17 protein-coding genes are annotated in these 16,905 nt (G+C 68.5%); 6 read left to right on the top strand and 11 right to left on the bottom strand.

The features are described from left to right. Positions 1 to 372 precede the first annotated feature (372 nt). A complete protein-coding gene (locus D6860_RS14365; RefSeq protein ID WP_017468865.1) occupies positions 373 to 984 on the bottom strand; it encodes a GcrA family cell cycle regulator in 612 nt (203 codons plus the stop codon). 121 nt (positions 985 to 1,105) lie between these two features. Here D6860_RS14365 and D6860_RS14360 point away from each other — a divergent pair, with 121 nt between their 5' ends. Next, positions 1,106 to 1,915 carry an ABC transporter permease gene (locus tag D6860_RS14360; RefSeq protein ID WP_076622679.1) on the top strand — a complete coding sequence of 270 codons (810 nt, stop codon included), beginning with the start codon at positions 1,106 to 1,108 and terminating at the stop codon, positions 1,913 to 1,915. 297 nt (positions 1,916 to 2,212) lie between these two features. Next, positions 2,213 to 2,719 carry a flavin reductase family protein gene (locus D6860_RS14355; protein ID WP_017468906.1) on the top strand — a complete coding sequence of 169 codons (507 nt, stop codon included), beginning with the start codon at positions 2,213 to 2,215 and terminating at the stop codon, positions 2,717 to 2,719. A gap of 38 nt (positions 2,720 to 2,757) precedes the next feature. Here the strand turns inward: D6860_RS14355 and D6860_RS14350 are convergent, their stop codons facing one another. The 6 genes from D6860_RS14350 to D6860_RS14325 all read right to left on the bottom strand — a co-directional run bounded on the left by D6860_RS14350 (position 2,758) and on the right by D6860_RS14325 (position 9,933). Next, positions 2,758 to 3,222, bottom strand: a complete 465-nt coding sequence (locus D6860_RS14350) for an NUDIX hydrolase (RefSeq protein ID WP_308420247.1) — start codon at positions 3,220 to 3,222, stop codon at positions 2,758 to 2,760. A 282-nt stretch (positions 3,223 to 3,504) separates the two neighbouring features. Then, positions 3,505 to 3,642 carry a cytochrome bd-I oxidase subunit CydX gene (cydX, locus tag D6860_RS14345; RefSeq protein WP_076622680.1) on the bottom strand — a complete coding sequence of 46 codons (138 nt, stop codon included), beginning with the start codon at positions 3,640 to 3,642 and terminating at the stop codon, positions 3,505 to 3,507. A gap of 15 nt (positions 3,643 to 3,657) precedes the next feature. Next, the gene (gene cydB, locus D6860_RS14340; protein WP_076622681.1) at positions 3,658 to 4,821 is read right to left on the bottom strand and encodes a cytochrome d ubiquinol oxidase subunit II; all 1,164 of its coding nucleotides are present in this window, start codon (positions 4,819 to 4,821) and stop codon (positions 3,658 to 3,660) included. A 5-nt stretch (positions 4,822 to 4,826) separates the two neighbouring features. Beyond that, the gene (locus D6860_RS14335; RefSeq protein WP_076622682.1) at positions 4,827 to 6,440 is read right to left on the bottom strand and encodes a cytochrome ubiquinol oxidase subunit I; all 1,614 of its coding nucleotides are present in this window, start codon (positions 6,438 to 6,440) and stop codon (positions 4,827 to 4,829) included. 173 nt (positions 6,441 to 6,613) lie between these two features. Then, positions 6,614 to 8,284, bottom strand: coding sequence for an amino acid ABC transporter ATP-binding/permease protein (locus D6860_RS14330; RefSeq protein ID WP_076622683.1), 1,671 nt, complete (start codon positions 8,282 to 8,284; stop codon positions 6,614 to 6,616). Next, on the bottom strand, positions 8,281 to 9,933 hold the full coding sequence (locus tag D6860_RS14325) for an ABC transporter ATP-binding protein/permease (RefSeq protein ID WP_076622684.1): 1,653 nt from the start codon (positions 9,931 to 9,933) through the stop codon (positions 8,281 to 8,283). The genes D6860_RS14330 and D6860_RS14325 overlap by 4 nt, the downstream gene beginning before the upstream one ends. A gap of 198 nt (positions 9,934 to 10,131) precedes the next feature. On the opposite strand from D6860_RS14325, the gene D6860_RS14320 reads away from it, so the two are divergent. From D6860_RS14320 to acpS, 3 genes are read left to right on the top strand one after another with little or no spacing between them, the layout of a single operon-like run. Further along, positions 10,132 to 10,884, top strand: a complete 753-nt coding sequence (locus D6860_RS14320; RefSeq protein ID WP_076622685.1) for a pyridoxine 5'-phosphate synthase — start codon at positions 10,132 to 10,134, stop codon at positions 10,882 to 10,884. Continuing rightward, positions 10,881 to 11,339: a nucleoside deaminase gene (locus D6860_RS14315; protein ID WP_076622686.1), complete on the top strand. Its 459-nt coding sequence runs from the start codon at positions 10,881 to 10,883 to the stop codon at positions 11,337 to 11,339. The genes D6860_RS14320 and D6860_RS14315 overlap by 4 nt, the downstream gene beginning before the upstream one ends. Further along, a complete protein-coding gene (acpS, locus tag D6860_RS14310; protein WP_017469542.1) occupies positions 11,336 to 11,743 on the top strand; it encodes a holo-ACP synthase in 408 nt (135 codons plus the stop codon). Before D6860_RS14315 ends, acpS begins: the two co-directional genes overlap by 4 nt. Before the next feature lie 159 nt (positions 11,744 to 11,902). Here the strand turns inward: acpS and D6860_RS14305 are convergent, their stop codons facing one another. From D6860_RS14305 to D6860_RS14290, 4 genes are all read right to left on the bottom strand, one after another. Continuing rightward, a complete protein-coding gene (locus D6860_RS14305) occupies positions 11,903 to 12,475 on the bottom strand; it encodes a cob(I)yrinic acid a,c-diamide adenosyltransferase (RefSeq protein ID WP_076622687.1) in 573 nt (190 codons plus the stop codon). A gap of 2 nt (positions 12,476 to 12,477) precedes the next feature. Continuing rightward, on the bottom strand, positions 12,478 to 12,681 hold the full coding sequence (locus tag D6860_RS14300) for a twin transmembrane helix small protein (protein WP_076622688.1): 204 nt from the start codon (positions 12,679 to 12,681) through the stop codon (positions 12,478 to 12,480). 61 nt (positions 12,682 to 12,742) lie between these two features. Continuing rightward, positions 12,743 to 13,576 carry an SDR family NAD(P)-dependent oxidoreductase gene (locus D6860_RS14295; protein ID WP_076622689.1) on the bottom strand — a complete coding sequence of 278 codons (834 nt, stop codon included), beginning with the start codon at positions 13,574 to 13,576 and terminating at the stop codon, positions 12,743 to 12,745. Between the two features lie 63 nt (positions 13,577 to 13,639). Continuing rightward, positions 13,640 to 14,236 (bottom strand): SH3 domain-containing protein, encoded by a 597-nt coding sequence (locus D6860_RS14290; RefSeq protein ID WP_017467018.1) that lies wholly within the window; start codon positions 14,234 to 14,236, stop codon positions 13,640 to 13,642. A 179-nt stretch (positions 14,237 to 14,415) separates the two neighbouring features. Here D6860_RS14290 and D6860_RS14285 point away from each other — a divergent pair, with 179 nt between their 5' ends. After that, on the top strand, positions 14,416 to 16,839 hold the full coding sequence (locus tag D6860_RS14285) for a DNA topoisomerase IV subunit A (protein ID WP_017467019.1): 2,424 nt from the start codon (positions 14,416 to 14,418) through the stop codon (positions 16,837 to 16,839). Positions 16,840 to 16,905 lie beyond the last annotated feature (66 nt).

Here is a 16,905-nt window from a genome sequence, read left to right as displayed (position 1 = left end):
CCTCACTTAAGGCGCCCTCCGCCAAGCCCCCAAACCAAGCGCCGTGCCTTACCCGGCGGCAAGAAAGCCGTGCCGCATCAATATGTTGGGGAAAATCCGCCAACAGACACAAGAGGCCGCCGGAATCACGCGGAATCGGCCGGAATCGATGGCGCCCAGTACGAGTCACCCCAAGCCGCGATGCGAGGCAGGGCAGAGGAGCGAGACGCTCGCGATCTTCCCGCCGGGGAACAGGCCAAACGGCCCCCTCCCCCGTTTCAGGGCCTAGGGACGGTCGGACAAAGAAAAAGGCGGAGCGCCGGAATGTCGGCGCCCCGCCCTCGGGGTCTCGTTGCGAGACGGCACTCTATATGTGTGCCGCGGATGATCCGCTCAGCGGCGACGGTCGCGGCGCGAGGACATCGGCTGGAAGGCCACACCCACATGCGCCTCGCAGTAGGGCTTGCCCTGCTGGACTGGCAGACCGCAGAACCAGAAGTCGTCGGTCGCCGGGTCGCCAACGGGCCACTTGCAGGTGCGCTCGGTGAGCTCCATGAGCGTCAGCTTCTTGGCCTTCTTCTCGATCTCGCTCACCTTGGCCAGCGCCTCGGGGCTGATCTCGTTGGCGGAGGGCTGCGGCGGCAGCGGCTGGCCGGCCGGGATGATCTGCTTGCGCGCGGGCGTGGTCGCCGGACGCGTTTCGGCCACGGGGGCCTCGGGCTCTTCCTCGGCCACGGCGGGCTGTTCCGGCTCGACCGGCTTCGGCGCGGGCTTCGGCTTGGCTTCCTTCGCGGGCTTGGGCTCCTTCGCGGGAGCCGGAGCCGCAGCAGCCGCCGGCGCGCTTCCCGCGGCACCGCCGGTGCGGTTCGAAAGGCCCAGACGATGCACCTTGCCGATCACGGCGTTGCGCGTGACACCGCCAAGCTCCTTCGCGATCTGGCTTGCGGACTGCCCCTCAGCCCACATCTTCTTCAAGAGTTCTACGCGCTCATCGGTCCAGGACATGGGTGTTCCTCATTGAAAAAGGCGGCCCGCGCGAGGGACCGCCTGGAAATTCCGCGGATGGCTCTATTGTAGTCATCGCATTCCGAGATACAAGCCAGCCCCGTAGAGGAAAGGCACGCGCATGACAGACATTCCGAACATCGATCGCGGCGAACGGCGCTTCGGCCGGGTCAACTGGATGGGGCTCTACACGCTCTGCCGGCGCGAGATCCGCCGCTTCGCCAATGTCTGGACCCAGACGCTGCTTGCGCCGCTGGTCACCGCGGGGTTGTTCCTGGTGATCTTCACCATCGCCATCGGCCCGCGCCGGGGCGACGTGATGGGGGTGCCCTTCACCAGCTTCATCGCGCCGGGCATCCTGATGATGACCGTGATCCAGAATGCCTTCGCCAACACATCGTCCTCGATCGTGATTTCGAAGGTGCAGGGCAACATCGTCGACACTCTGATGCCGCCGCTTGCCCCCTTCGAGCTGGTGATCGGCTATCTCGCCGGCGGCGTGGCGCGCGGGCTCTTCGTCGCGGTGGCGATCACGCTGGGGCTGTTCGTCACCACCGGGCTTGCGCCGCAGCACCCGTTCGTGCTGCTGGTCTTCGCCACGCTCGGCGCGGCCTTCCTGTCGGCGCTGGGGATGCTCGCCGGTCTCTGGGCCAACAAGTTCGACCAGATGGCGGCGATCACCAACTTCCTCGTGACCCCGCTCGCCTTCCTGTCCGGCACCTTCTACTCGGTCGAGGCGCTGCCGCCGGGGCTCTACGAGATCACCCACTTCAACCCGGTGTTCTACCTGATCGACGGCGCGCGCTACGGCATGCTCGGCGTGAGCGACGCCGCGCCCGGCTTCGGTTTCATCGTGGCGGTGGGGGCCACGGCGATCGTGCTGCTGGCCGCGTGGAGCCTGTTCCGTACCGGCTGGCGCCTCAAGGCCTGATACCGACCCAGCCCCGGGGCAACGCCCCGGCGCCAGGTTCGACTGTGGTATGAAATCCACAGTTGTCGCCGCGTGAGCCGCCAGCCTTGGCGGATGCCCCGAGGTCGCCCCAAAAGGCTGGGACTTCTCGCCGCGCGGCCCTAGCTGGAACGCCCAACCGCGCGCAGCGGCGCACCGGCGATGTGCGATCCGGCTTTCTGGACCCCGTGGCGCACATGGGGCAAGGATGGACGACGCAGGACGAGACAGGAGACACCACGTGCCACGGGCAGCAACGACAGGATCACAGGCAGCGACATGAGCGATCTTCCGGCAAGCTTCGATCCGGCGACGGCTGACCCGAAAGCCTTTCGCGACGCGCTGGGGCGGTTCGTGACCGGCGTGACCGTGGTGACCTGCGCGACCCCCGACGGCCCGCTGGGAATCACCGCGAACAGCTTCGCGAGCCTCTCGCTCGATCCGCCGCTGGTGCTCTGGTCGCCGGCCAAGGGCTCGCAACGCTACCCGTTCTTCGTTGCCGCCGAGTATTTCGCGATTCACGTTCTCGGCCGCGAGCAGAGCGCGCTCTGCCGTGATTTCGCGCGCTCTGGCGACGCCTTCGACGAGGTCCCCTGGCAGGAAGGACCGCATCGCGTGCCACTGCTCGAGGGTTGCCTGTCGCGCTTCCTCTGCAAGCGGGTCGCGGACCATGACGGTGGCGATCATTCGATCGTCGTGGGCGAGGTGCTTCAGGTCGACACCCACCCGGGCGAACCGCTGCTGTTCCGGGGCGGCGGTTTCGGGGCGTTCACGCCCGATCCCTGAGCCCGACCAACCGCCGATGACCAGCCCCGACAGAGTGGTCAGCAGGCCCGCAGCATTTCACGGATGACAGGTTGCTTCTTCGGCTTGCTCTTCAGGCTCAGGAGAAGGTCCGACAGCTCGGGTTCCTGAACGCGCTTCGCCGCCGCCTTGGGCGTGAACCAGCGCCGCTTGCGCTGGTGGCGCTCCTTCCAGCGGCGCTGCAGCTTGTCGACGACCATCGGGTAGACGCGGACCACGCAGGGCAGCACGCTGCCGTCGTCGAGACGCTTGTCGTAGGTGAAGATACCGATCGCCTCGCGGCTGATGTAGCCCTTGGCGCCCGCTTCTTCGAGCGCCTCGATCTCTGCGGCGGCCCAGGGCTTCTTGCCGTTCATCTCCCAGCCCTTCGGCATGACCCACCGACCGCTGTCGCGCGAGGTCACCATCAGGACCCGGAGATTCCCCTTCTTGTCCCAGTGCATGGGAAGTGCGGCGATCTGTTCGCCGACGTCGGTCATGGACATGCAACCCCTGCTCGGAAGCCTGATGGGAAACTCTAGGGCTCGCCGATGACAGGGCTATGACTTTTCAGACGAAACGGCTCGAAAGCGACATTTTTCTCGGGTCCGAAGCGCAATGTCCGGCTCTCCGCCGAAGGGACTGGCAATTTTTCGGGCCAGCCGCCTCCTCTCACCTCGTGGCCGCAAGCATACGGGCCCGAAGATACGCGAAAGGGCGGACCGCCTGCGCGATCCGCCCGCTCTCTCCCCGCCGCCAAGGGACGACCTGACGGCGCGTTCGGGAGATCAGCGGCCGTGCTCTCCGACCGGGCAGTCGCCCTCGTCGGCAAGGCAGGCGTCGACCCGCAGTTCCAGCCACATCGCGTTCAGCACCGCGAAGAGCGCGGCCAGCGGCAGGCCGAGAAGCCAGGCGAAATACCACATGGGATCAATCCTTTCTCAGTAGACGCTCTCGGAGTGGCCGGTCACGTCGTCTTCGGTGACCTTGCCCCAGAGCACTTTGTAGACCCACGCCGTGTAGGCGAGGATGAGCGGCAGGAAGATCGCCGTCATCACCAGCATGACGAACAGCGTCAGATGCGAGGACGAACTGTCCCAGACCGTCAGCGAGCTCGACGGATCGACCGTCGACGGCAGGATGAAGGGGAACATGGTGAGCCCGACGCTGGCGATGATCCCGGTGATCGCGAGTTTCGACCACAGCAGGGTCGACACCTCGCGCCCGGCACGCAGCCCGCGCACCGCCATGGCGATGCCGGCAAAGCCCATGGCCGGAGCGACGGCGATCCACGGGCGCACCGCGTAGGCGTTGAGCCACGAGCCCTCGCGCAGCACCTCAGAGTGCAGCGGGTTCGACGGGCCGTCGGTCACCACCGCGCCGGCGATGGCGAAGCCGTCGATGCCGACCGCGAGCCAGAGCCCGGCCAGCGCGTAGGCCGCCGCCGCGATCACCCCGGCGTAGGTGCCGATGGTGCGGGCGCGGCGCTGCACCGGCCCCTCGGTCTTGAGCGTCAGCCAGGCCGCGCCGTGCATCACCAGCATCGACAGCGAGACCACGCCCGCCACGATGGCGAAAGGATGCAGCAGCCCGAGGAACTTGCCGTAGAAGCTGCCGTCATACATCGGCATCAGGTCCTCGGTCAGGTGGAACGGCACGCCGAGCAACACGTTTCCGACGGCCACGCCGAAAAGCAGCGCCGGCGCGGCCCCTCCGACGAAGAGCGCCCAGTCCCAGCCGTTGCGCCAGGCCGCGCTGTCGCGCTTCGAGCGGTACTTGAAGCCCACGGGCCGCAGGATCAGCGCCGCGAGCACCGCGAACATCGCGAGGTAGAAGCCCGAGAAGCTCACCGCGTAGAGCGGCGGCCAGGCGGCGAAGATCGCGCCGCCGCCAAGGATGAACCAGACCTGGTTGCCTTCCCAGACCGGGCCGATGGTGTTGATGGCGACGCGCCGCTCGACGTCGGTTCTGCCGACGAAGGGCAGAAGCGCGCCCACCCCCATGTCGAAGCCGTCGGTCAGCGCGAAGCCGATCAGCAGGACGCCGAGCAGCGCCCACCAGATCACGCGCAGCAACTCGAAGCTGATGAGGTCATGCAGGATCATGTGTCTTACTCCGCCGGGTTTGCTGCAAAGGGGCCCTGCCCGTCATGGGTGCGCAGGCGATGTTCGTGGCGCGCGCGCCACCGGTCGGTTTCGGCGACGTCCATGTAGGGGCCCTTGCGGATGTATTTCAGCATCAGGCCCATCTCGATCACGAAGAGCGCGGTGTAGAAGATCACGAAGCCCGCCAGCGTGATGAGCAGGTCGCCCACGCTCAGGTGGCTGGCCGAGAGCGCCGTCGGCAGCACCCCGTCGACGGTCCACGGCTGGCGCCCGAACTCGGCCACGAACCAGCCCAGCTCGGCGGCAATCCACGGAGCGGGGATGATGAGCACCGCCAGACGCAGCATCCAGCGCGGAAACCGCATGTTGCGGAAGTTCGACATCACGAAGAAGCCGGCCATCACCGCGATGAAGGCAAAGCCGAGCCCCACCATGAGGCGGAACGCCCAGAACAGCGGCGCGACGCCGGGAATGGTGTCCTGCGCGGCCTGAACGATCTGTGCCTCGGTCGCCTCGCGCGGGTCGTCGACGTAGCGCTTCAGAAGGAAGGCAAAGCCCAAGTCGGCGGAATGCGCCTCGAAGGCGGCGCGCACGTCGGCCGGGGTCGCATCGCGCGCTTCGCGGATGGTCATCAGCGCGTCATAGGCGACCAGCCCCGAGCGCACGCGGTCCTCGGCCTCGGCCACGAGGTCGTTGATGCCGGGGATCTCGTGGGTCAGCGAGCGGGTGCCGATCAGCCCCATGACCCAGGGGATCTCGACCGCGTAATGTGTCTCGCGCGCCTCCTGGTCGGGAAAGCCGATGGCGGTGAAGGGTGCCGGGGCGTCGTGGGTCTCCCACATGGCCTCGATGGCGGCGAGCTTCATCTTCTGGGTGTGGCTGGCCGAGTAGCCCGACTCATCGCCCAGCACGACCACCGACAGCGCCGCGGCCAGCCCGAAGGCCGAGGCCACGGCGATGGATCGGCGCGCAAGTTCGACGTGCCGCTCCTTCAGCAGATACCAAGCCGAAACACCCAGCACGAAGACCGAGGCGGTGACATAGCCCGCCGAAACGGTGTGCACGAATTTGGCCTGCGCGACCTCGTTGAAGACCACGTCGAAGAAGCTCGTCATCTCCATCCGCATGGTCTCGGGATTGAAGGCGGCGCCGACCGGGTTCTGCATCCAGCCATTGGCGATGAGGATCCAGAGCGCAGAGAAGTTCGACCCCAGCGCCACCAGCCATGCGACGACCATGTGGGCCACCTTGCTCAGCTTGTCCCAGCCGAAGAAGAACAGCCCGACAAAGGTGGCCTCGAGGAAGAAGGCCATCAGACCCTCGACCGCCAGCGGCGCGCCGAAGATGTCGCCCACGTAGTGCGAATAGTAGGACCAGTTCATGCCGAACTGGAATTCCATGGTGATGCCCGTGGCCACGCCAAGCACGAAGTTGATGCCGAACAGCGTGCCCCAGAATTTCGTCATCTGGCGCCAGATCGGGCGGTTGGTCATCACGTAGACCGTCTCCATGATCGCGACGAGGACCGAAAGACCCAGCGTCAGCGGCACGAAGAGGAAGTGATACATCGCGGTCATCGCGAACTGCAGTCGCGACAACTCGACGAGATCGAGTTCCATGCGTCGTCTCCTCGGTTGCGTGGCATCCGGCGGCCGGTGCGGTCGGAGGAGGTCGAAAGAACCATTGCCACAGATCGGGTTACGAGCCTGCGCGCATAAGCTATTTCACAGACTCAGATTTACCGCGGTGCTACACCCGCGCCGCGGGCGGCAACTTGATCTGGGTCAAAGGATCAGGATTTTGGAATGTAACGTTCGAGTGAGATCACCCGATCCGCCGTCTCTAGCTCGGCCGCGCGGTGCGAGGCGGTGACAATCGCGGCGTCGGGCAGGAAGCCCCGGATGCCGTCGAGCACCGCGCGCGCGGTCGTCGCGTCGAGCCCCTCGGTCGGCTCGTCAAGCAGCAGCACGTCGGGCCGGCGCAGGATGGCACGGGCCAGCACCAGCCGCCGCGACTGGCCGCCGGACAGCCCTGCCCCACCCTCGCCGAGCTGCGAGCCGAGCCCGCCGCGCGCCTCGATGGCCGCATCGAGCGACACCGCGCGCAAGGCCTCCCAAGCGCGCGCCTCGGTCAGCTCGGGATCGGCCAGCGCGAGGTTCTCGAGGATGCTGCCCGAGAGCAGCGCGGAGCGTTGCGACACCAGCATCAGCGCATCGCGCAGGGCGGGCGCCTCCCAGTCGGGCAGCGGACGGCCCTTCAGCAGCGCCTCGCCGGCGGTGGCGGGCGCGAGGCCGGCCAGCACGTCGAAGAGCGTGCTCTTGCCGGCGCCGCTTTCGCCCCGGATCGCCAGCATCTCGCCCGGCATGACGGCGAAGGACAGGTCGTGCAGCAGCAGTCGCGTCCAGCCGGGGCGGGCGAGCGACAGGTGCCGCACCTCCAGCGCAGCGCCCTCGACGGCAGGTTCGACAGGACCGCTGAGCTTGGGCTGCGGCGTCCGCTCCGGCGCGGCCATGACGCGCTCGGCGGCGTCACGCATCCGGCCGATCTCGGCCATGCCCCGGCGCAGCGGCACCAGCGTCTCGGCCAGCGCCAGCGCCACGAAGACGCCGATCGCCGCGAGCGCCGGGTCGAGGTCGCTGCCCGCGACGAGAACCCCCGCCAGCGCGAAGACGGCGGCGGTCACCAGCGTGACGATGATCGCAAGGGTCATCCCCGCGCCGGTGTCGATGGAGTCGAGCCGGTCCATGGCGCCGCGCGCCTCGGCCTCGGTCGCATCCAGCGAGTCGCGCCAGCGCGGCAGCGTGCCCTGCAGGATCGCTTCGCGGCGGCCCCGGAACAGGCCGATGGCGCGCTGCCGCAGGGTCTGCATCGCCTCTTCCGCCTGGCTCGACGGTGCCAGTGTCGCGCGGCCCACGCGCCACAGCACCACGCCGCCGCCCAGCAGGTAGCCCAGCGCGATCGAGGCAGCGATGGCATGCGAGGTCAGCGCCCAGAGCGTCACGAAGGCCGCCCCGTGAGTGATGAGCGCCGCCGCCACAGGCAGCGCGAGCCGCAGCACCACCCCGTCGAGCGCATCCACGTCGGCGGTGATCCGGGTCAGCGCCGCCGCGCCGCGCAGGCGGCGCAGCTCGGGCATCGGGAAGCGTTCGAGCCGTTGCAGCAGCGTCACCCGCAGCCGCGCCAGCGCCCGCAGCGTGGCGTCATGGGTGAGCAGGCGCTCGCCGTAGCGCGCGCCCGCCCGGCCCAGCGCGAGGAACCGCACACCGGCAGATGGGCGGAACACGTCGAAGGCGATGCCCACGCCGGCAATCCCGGCGATGCCGGTGGCGGTGATGAACCAGCCCGACAGCCCCAGAAGGGCCGCGCCCATCACGAGCACCGCCACGGCCAGCGCTGCACCCCGCCACATGGCCCAGGGCTCGGCCTTCCAGAGCAGTCGCAGAACCTGCCAGAGCCGCTTCATGCCGTATCCTCCCCGAACAGCACCACGCGCCCCATCGCCGCGACCAGCGCTGGATCGTGGGTCGCCACGATCACCGTGCGCCCCCCGGCGGCAAGCTCGGTGAGCGCATCGATGATCGCCGCACCGTTGGTGGCATCGAGATCGGCGGTCGGCTCGTCGGCAAGGATGACATCGGCTCCGGTGAGGAAGGCGCGCGCCAGCAGCAGCCGCCGCGCCTCGCCGCCCGACACCCCGGCGCCGGTCTCGCCAAGCACGGTCTCGAGCCCCTCGGGCAGCGCGGCGACGATCCCGTCTGCGCGCGCCTTGCAGAGCGCCGCATCGAGGTCGGCCCCGAAATCGTGGGGATCGAGGAAGCGGCGCAGCGTCATGTCGGGCACATGCACCCCCTGCGGCACGTAGCCGACACGCCCGCGCCACGCATCGGCGGTGTCCGCGTCGAGCGCACGGCCCGCCACCCGCACCGTACCCTCCGCCGGCGTCAGCAGCCCCGCCATCAGGTCGAGCGCGGTGGACTTTCCGACCCCGCTCGGCCCGCTCAGCGCGACGCTTTCACCGGGCGCCACCGAAAGATCCGGGAGCCGCAGCAACTGATCACCACGATGCACCGCCACCCCGTCGAGCGACACGGAGGCCGGACCGGCCAGCGGCTCGGCGCGGGCGCCCTGCCCCAGCACCGGCGCGGTCTCGTCGGCCTCGAGCGCGTCGAGCTCGTCGGCCACCGCCTCGGCGGCGGCCTTGTCGTGCCACGCGGCGGCGAGATCGCGCAGCGGCTGGAAGTAGTCGGGCGCCAGCAGCAGCAGGAAGATGCCCTCGGACAGGGTGAGCCCGGTGCCCCATGTGCCGAAATCCAGCTCTCCCAGCAGCGTGAAGCCCACGTAGACCGCCACCAGCGCAACCCCGATGGCCGAGAACAGCTCGAGCACCGTCGAGGACAGGAACGCCACCCGCAACACTGCCATGGTGCGCGCCCGCAGCCCCTCGGCACGGGCCTCGAAGGCGGCGCGCGAGGCGTCGCCCGCGTTCAGCAGCAGGATGTCGGGCAGCGCCGCGATGCGGTCGATCAGCAGCGTGTTCATGTCGCCGATCTCGACCATCTGGCGGGCGCTCGCCTCTTTCGCGGCCATGCCCACCAGCGCCATGAAGATCGGGATCAGCGGCCCGGTGACGAGGAAGACCAGCCCCACCGCCCAGGACAGCGAGAACGCCAGCACCAGCGAGATCAGCGGCACCAGTTTCGTGCGTGCCATCGCCGGGCGGTAGCGGGTGATCCAAGGTCCCAGCACCGCGAGCTTCTCGGTCAGCATTGCCGCCAGCGCCGCCGAGGAGGCCGCGGCCCCCGGGCGCAGCGCCTCGCGCGTCAGCAGCCCCTGTCGCAACTTGTGAATGACGCCGTCGGCGGCAAGATAGGCCTGTCGCGCCGCGACCCGGTCGAGCACCGCACGCAGGATGCCGATCAGCGCGAAGCCGGCGGCGGCAAGCAGGCTCTCCCGCACCCCGGCACCCGCGACCCAGCCGCCGATGCCCCATGCCAGCGCCAGCGCCTGCAGCGGCCAGAGCGCGGCAGCCAGCGCCGACAGAAGCGCGGCGCGGCGCAGCGTGCCCTGTGCCTGCTGCGAAAGCAGGCGATCCGGTGAGCGTCGTTTGGCCAAGATCCGTCCCGATCCATGTCTTTCGCCCGTCTTAGACCCCGACGGCCCTTCTGGCAAACCGACCGGGCGCGTCACGCGGTCGCCGGCACGAACGCGGGATATGGAAAGGACTTGGGAGGCACCGGGCAAAACCGGTTTTCCCTTTGCGCATTTGCGGTCTACTGTCCGCCCGTCACCGTTTGTCTCGCGAGGACCAGAATGACCGAGTATGCCGGACGCCTGCGGCTTGGCGTCAACATCGACCACGTCGCCACCGTGCGCAACGCCCGCGGCAGCGCCTACCCCGACCCGCTGCGCGCCGCGCAGATCGCGGAGGAGGCCGGCGCCGACGGCATCACCGCGCACCTCCGCGAGGATCGCCGCCACATCTCGGACGGCGACATCGACGGTCTGATGGAGACGCTCTCGCTGCCGCTCAACCTCGAGATGGCCGCAACCGACGAGATGCAGGCCATCGCGCTGCGCCACAAGCCGCACGCGGTCTGCATCGTGCCCGAGAAGCGCGAGGAGCGCACCACCGAGGGCGGCCTCGAGGTGGCGAAGGACGAGAACCGGCTGGCGCATTTCATCGACCCTCTGCGCGAGGCCGGTTGTCGGGTGTCGCTGTTCATCGGCGCCGACAAGCCGCAGGTCGATGCCGCCGCCCGCATCGGCGCGCAGGTGGTCGAGCTGCACACCGGCGCCTACTGCGACCTGCACTACGAGGGCCGCTTCGAAGAGCGCGACGCCGAGCTCGCGCGCCTGCGCGACATGACCGCCCACGCCCATTCTCTGGGCCTCGAGGTCCACGCCGGCCACGGGCTGACCTACGAGACGGTCGCCCCCATTGCCGCCTTCCCCGAGGTGATGGAGCTCAACATCGGCCACTTCCTCATCGGCGAAGCGATCTTCCGCGGCCTCGGCCCCGCGATCACCGAGATGCGCCACCTGATGGACGAGGCGCGCGCGTGACGCCCACCGGGCCCGAACGCGAGACGCTCGACCGGGTGATCGCGGCGGCGCTCGACCGCTTCCTACCCGGCAGCGGCCCGGTCTTTACCGCCGCCGTCCTGCGCGGCGACGAGGTGCTCGCGCTCGAGGCCAACGAGGTCTCGGCCCGCTGCGACGCGTCGCGCCACGCCGAGATCGTCGCGATCGAGAAGGCCAGCGCCGCACTCGGACAGACCGACCTGTCCGGCTGCACGCTCATCGCCTCCATGCAGCCATGCGAGATGTGCCTTGCCGCGATGCGCTGGTCGCGGATCGACCGGTTGCTGTTCGCGATGACACAAGAGCGCGCCCCGGCGTTCTTCCAGTTCCCCGCACTCACGCTTGCCGACTACGCGCGGGCCTGCGACCACGCCTTCGACTGGCATGGGGGCCTCGGCGCAGACCGGCTGGCGCAGGTCTACGAAGGCGCGCCATGATCCTCGGCATCGGCACCGACCTTGCGAACATCGACCGGATCGCCGGCACGCTGGAGCGGTTCGGAGACCGCTTTCGCAACCGCGTCTTCACCGAGACCGAGCAGCTCAAGGCCGAGCGCCGCGCCGACGTCGCCGGCACCTACGCGAAACGCTGGGCGGCCAAGGAGGCGTGCTCGAAGGCGCTCGGAACCGGCCTGCGCATGGGGATCGCGTGGAAGGACATGGCGGTGACGAACCTGCGCACCGGTCAGCCGGTGATGCAGGTGACAGGCTGGGCGAAGGAACGGCTCGACGAGATGACCCCCCCGGGCCACGAGGCGATCATTCACGTGACGCTGACCGACGATCACCCCTGGGCACAAGCCTTCGTGGTGATCGAGGCGCGCCCCGTGACAGAGGCCTGATCCGTCGGGATCACGTGTTGAAGAGTCGTAGGTTAGGGTCTCACCCCACCAAGCGCCAAGGCTTCCATCACGACGCGCGCGGTAGACGCCCCCGCGCTGCGGGCCGGCGCCTGCCAGCGATTGCGGAGACCGGGGCATCCACTGGACGCCCCGCCGCTTTCAGCGGTTCGCCCCCGGAACCCACAACACGTCGGCGCGACCGTTGTCGTTGGCGATGCGCGAGGCCACGAAGAACCAGTCGCTGAGGCGGTTGAGGTATTTCACCGCGTGCTCGTTCACGTCCTCGACCGAGGCCAGCTCGACCGTCCGCCGCTCCGCCCGGCGCGCCACGGTGCGGCACTGGTGCAGATGCGCGGCAACCGCCGCGCCCCCCGGCAGCACGAAGCTGCGCAGCGGCTCGAGCTTCTCGTTCATGGCGTCGATCTCGGCCTCGAGCCGTTCGACCTGCGCCGCGACCATGCGCAGCACCGGGTAGCCGGCTTCGGCATCCTTCTCCATGTCGGGCCGGCCGAGGTCCGCGCCGAGATCGAACAGGTCGTTCTGGATCCGTGACAGCGCCGCCTCGAGGTCGCCGTCGGCATGCAGCCGGGTCACGCCCAGCACCGCGTTCAGCTCGTCGGCGGTGCCGTAGGCCTCGACCCGCGGCGAGAACTTCGGCACGCGGTCACCGTTGACCAGCGCGGTTTCGCCCTTGTCGCCGGTGCGGGTGTAGATCTTGTTGAGCACGACCATGCTCAGCCTCCTCTTCGGATCAGCACGAACAGCACGATCAGCACGACCGCGACGAATTGCGCGATGATGCGCCAGCGCATCGCCTTGTTCGCGTATTTCTTGTTGAATTCTCCGCCCTTCGCAAAGGACCCGATGCCGAACAGCAGGATCACCACGACCACCAGCATTGCCGTGGCCATCACCAGGAACAACGGATCGTCTCGCATCGTCTCTTCCTCCGCGTTGCTGTGCGGTGACATAGCCGCTCGGCACGGAAAAGCGAACCCGTTATCGGGCGCGGTCGATCAGCGCATCCAGCGCGCTCGTGGGCAGAAGCCGGCGCAACCGCCCCATGAGGTGGGTCGGGAACGTGACGTAGTATCGCGCACGCGGGCGCGGCGCCTCGAGCGCCTGCACGATCTTGCTGGTCACCGCAGAGGGCGGGAGCTCGAAGGTGTCCTTGGACGGCGCGGCGTAGAGGCGTTTCAGCAGCGAGCCCTCGTATTGCGCCCGGCGCGGCGAGGACCGCCAGTCGACCCATTTCTCGAACGGCGGGACCGAGTTCGCACGGATGCGCGAGGTGATCGGCCCCGGCTCGACCAGCACGACGTGGATCGGCGTATCCCGCATCTCGATCCGCAGGACGTCGGTCAACCCCTCGAGCGCGAACTTGGTCGAGACATAGGCCCCGCGCCACGGCATCGGCACCAGCCCGAGAACCGACGAGCAGTTGACGATCCGTCCGTGCCCCTGCCTTCGCATCACCGGGATGACCGCGCGGGTCAGCGTGTGCCAGCCGAAGACGTTGGTCTCGAAGATTTCGCGCAGGGCGCCGGTCGGCAGATCCTCGAGCGCGCCGGGCACCGCGAAGGCGCCGTTGTTGTAGAGCGCGTCGAGCGTGCCGCCGGTTGCCTCGAGCACCTCGGTCAGGGCGGCGTGGATGCTGGCCTCGTCGGCGTAGTCGAGCCGGGGGCTTTCGAAGCCCTCGGCCCTGAGCCGCGCACAGTCGGCCTCCTGCCTGCACGACGCGAAGACCCGCCAGCCCCGGGCGCGCAGCCCGTGGGCGGCGTCGTAGCCGATCCCCGAGGAACAACCTGTGATGAGAACCGATCGTGCGGTCATGCGCGCGCCCCTGCCTGTGCCGGCCCCGGCCTAGGACAGGCAGGGGACGCGCGCAAGGCAGGCTCAGTTGGCGGCGGTCTTCAGGAAGTCGTCGGACATCCAGCCGATACGGTTGGTGTCCTGTGTCTTGAGGCGCACCCAGCCATCGCCCGGATCGGTGAGCACCTTGACCTCGGCCCCGCGGCGAAGCTGTTCGAGCACCTGGAACTTGGTGCCCGGCCCCATGCGCATGTTCACGAGGTTGCCGGTGACCTTGCGCATGTCCACGGTCGGCTCCGAGATCGCGGGCGTCGTGTTCGTGGTCATCGCAGCGTCGGTCCGGGTGTCGAGCGATGCGAGCTCGACCCCCTCTGTCGGCGCGGTTTGCGAAGACATGCTTCCCGCCGCCGATGCAAGCGTGACGCCGAAATCGCTGTCCTTGGGCGCTTGCTCTGTTGCGGCGCCGCTCTTGGCGGGTGCGCTGCTCACCGCGGCGACCGAGGTCATGTCGACCCCGCCGGTGTCGGCCCGGGCGACCTCGGGGGTCGCGGCCTGCGCGGTTTCAACTTGCAGACCCGGCAGGTTCACATGCCGGTTGCCCGGCTCGAAATCGGCGCCGCCGGACATCGCGTACCACGACCAGCCGAGCGCCCCGAACGTAACGAGAATCAGACTCTTCATTTCAAACACCCCCCAGCATTGAAAAATCGCTCAAAAAATCCGTCGGCGCGCAGATGCGGCCTTCCGGCTTCCCGAGTTTACCCGATCTCCGGACCCGCCCTAAGCGGATTGCGGAAAATTTTTCCTGACGCTTCGGGGACCGCTTTACCGGGCCGCGTGCGCCGGGTATTTCACGATCTATGAATGACATCGTCGATGACCCCAACATGAACCCCCGTGATACGGCCGAGCCGCTGCGCCGCGCCATCGGCGACCGCTACCTGACCTATGCTCTGTCGACGATCATGAACCGGGCCCTTCCGGACGCCCGCGACGGGCTCAAGCCCGTGCATCGTCGTATACTATATGCAATGCGCAGGCTTCGGCTAAGTTCCGCCGGCGGGTTTCTAAAGTCGGCAAAAATCAGCGGGGACACGATGGGGGACTTCCACCCCCACGGCGACGCCGCGATCTACGACGCCATGGCGCGGCTCGCGCAGGACTTCACGATCCGCTACCCGCTGGTCGACGGCCAGGGCAACTTCGGCAACATCGACGGCGACAACCCGGCGGCCTCGCGCTACACCGAGGCGCGCATGACGATCATGGCCGAGGCGCTTCTGCAGGGCCTCGACGAGGACGCCGTCGACTTCCGCCCGAACTACGACGGCCGTCTCGAGGAGCCTTCGGTTCTTCCGGCCTCCTACCCGAACCTGCTCGCCAACGGGTCGAGCGGCATCGCGGTGGGCATGGCAACCAACATCCCGCCGCACAACATCGGCGAGCTGATCGGCGCCTGCCTGCATCTCATCAAGTCGCCGAACGCGGTCGACGACACGCTGCTGCAATACGTCCCCGGCCCCGACTTCCCCACCGGCGGGGTGATCGTGGAGCCGCCCGAGAACATCGCGCAGGCCTATTCGACCGGGCGAGGCTCGATCCGCCTGCGGGCGCGCTGGCACATCGAGGACCTCGGCCGTGGCCAGTGGCAGGCCGTGGTGACCGAGATCCCCTACCAGGTGCAGAAGTCGAAGCTGGTCGAGCGTCTGGCCGAGCTGATCCAGACCAAGAAGGTGCCGATCCTCGCCGACATCCGCGACGAGAGCGCCGAGGACATCCGCATGATCCTCGAGCCCAAGTCGAAGAACATCGACCCCGAGCTGCTGATGAACATGCTGTTCAAGAACAGCGACCTCGAGGTGCGCTTCTCGCTCAACATGAACGTGCTGATCGACGGCGTGACGCCGCGCGTCTGCTCGCTCAAGGAGGTGCTGCGCGCCTTCCTCGACTTCCGCCGCGAGGTGCTGATCCGCCGCTCGCGTCACCGGATGGCGAAGATCGACAACCGGCTCGAGGTGCTCGAGGGCCTGATCGTGGCCTTCCTCAACCTCGACCGGGTGATCGACATCATCCGCTACGACGAGGACCCCAAGGCGGCGCTGATGTACGAGGACTGGTCGAAGCCGCATCAGGCGACCATTCCGCGCGCCAACGACGAGCGCGATTACCGCTCGCCGCTCACCGGCGTCGACGTCAAGGCGCTGGAGCTGCGTCCCGACCCCGAGGCGGTGGCCCGTGGCGTGCTGTCCGACGAGGGCGGGCCGGGGCAGATCCCGCAGCGCTTCGGCGGCCGCTCCGAGGGGCTCTCGGACGTGCAGGCCGAGGCGATCCTCAACATGCGCCTGCGCAGCCTGCGCCGTCTCGAGGAGCTCGAGCTGGTCAACGAGCGTGACAAGCTGATGGAGGAACGCGCCGGGCTCGAGGACCTGCTCGACAGCGAAGACCTCCAGTGGAAGCGCATCGCCGACGAGCTGCGCGAGGTGCGCAAGAAGTTCACCAAGGATCTCGACCGCGGCGCCCGGCTCACCAGCTTCGCCGAAGCCGGCGAGGCCGAGGACGTGCCGCTCGAGGCGATGATCGAGCGCGAGCCGATCACCGTGGTGTGCAGCCAGATGGGCTGGATCCGCGCCATGACCGGGCATATCGCGCTCGACCGCGAGCTGAAGTTCAAGGACGGCGACGGCCCGCGCTTCATCTTCCACGCCGAGACCACCGACAAGTTGCTCGTCTTCGGCTCGAACGGCCGGTTCTACACGCTGTCGGCGGCGAACCTGCCCGGCGGGCGCGGCATGGGCGAGCCGGTGCGGCTCATGGTCGACCTGCCCAACGAGGTCGAGATCCTCGACCTGTTCATCCATGTGCCGGGCCGCAAGCTGCTGCTGGCCTCCTCGGCGGGCGACGGCTTCGTCGTGCCCGAGAACGAGGTCGTCGCGCAGACCCGCGCCGGCAAGCAGGCGCTGAACGTGAAGGCACCGACCGTGGCCAGGGTCTGCAAGCCGGTCGACGGCGACGCGGTGGCCGTGGTCGGCGAGAACCGCAAGGTTCTGGTCTTCATGCTCGACGAGCTGCCCGAGATGGCGCGCGGCAAGGGCGTGCGGCTGCAGAAGTACAAGGACGGCGGCCTGTCCGACGCCACCACCTTCACGCTCGCCAACGGCCTGTCGTGGCGCGATCCGGCGGGCCGCACCCGCACCGAGACTGCGCTCGACGAGTGGCGTGCCAAGCGCGCCGGCACCGGCCGCATGGCACCGCGTGGCTTCCCGCGCGACAACAAGTTCAACTGACGGCGTCCCCCTCGCGGGGGCGCCTTTCTTCTTTCGGCCCGCCGGGGCCCGGTCCTGTCCGGGCGG

It is taken from the genome of Salipiger sp. D13 (assembly GCF_003703915.1).
In the GTDB taxonomy this organism is placed as follows: domain Bacteria; phylum Pseudomonadota; class Alphaproteobacteria; order Rhodobacterales; family Rhodobacteraceae; genus Salipiger; species Salipiger profundus.
This window is presented reverse-complemented; position numbering and strand designations above follow the sequence as displayed.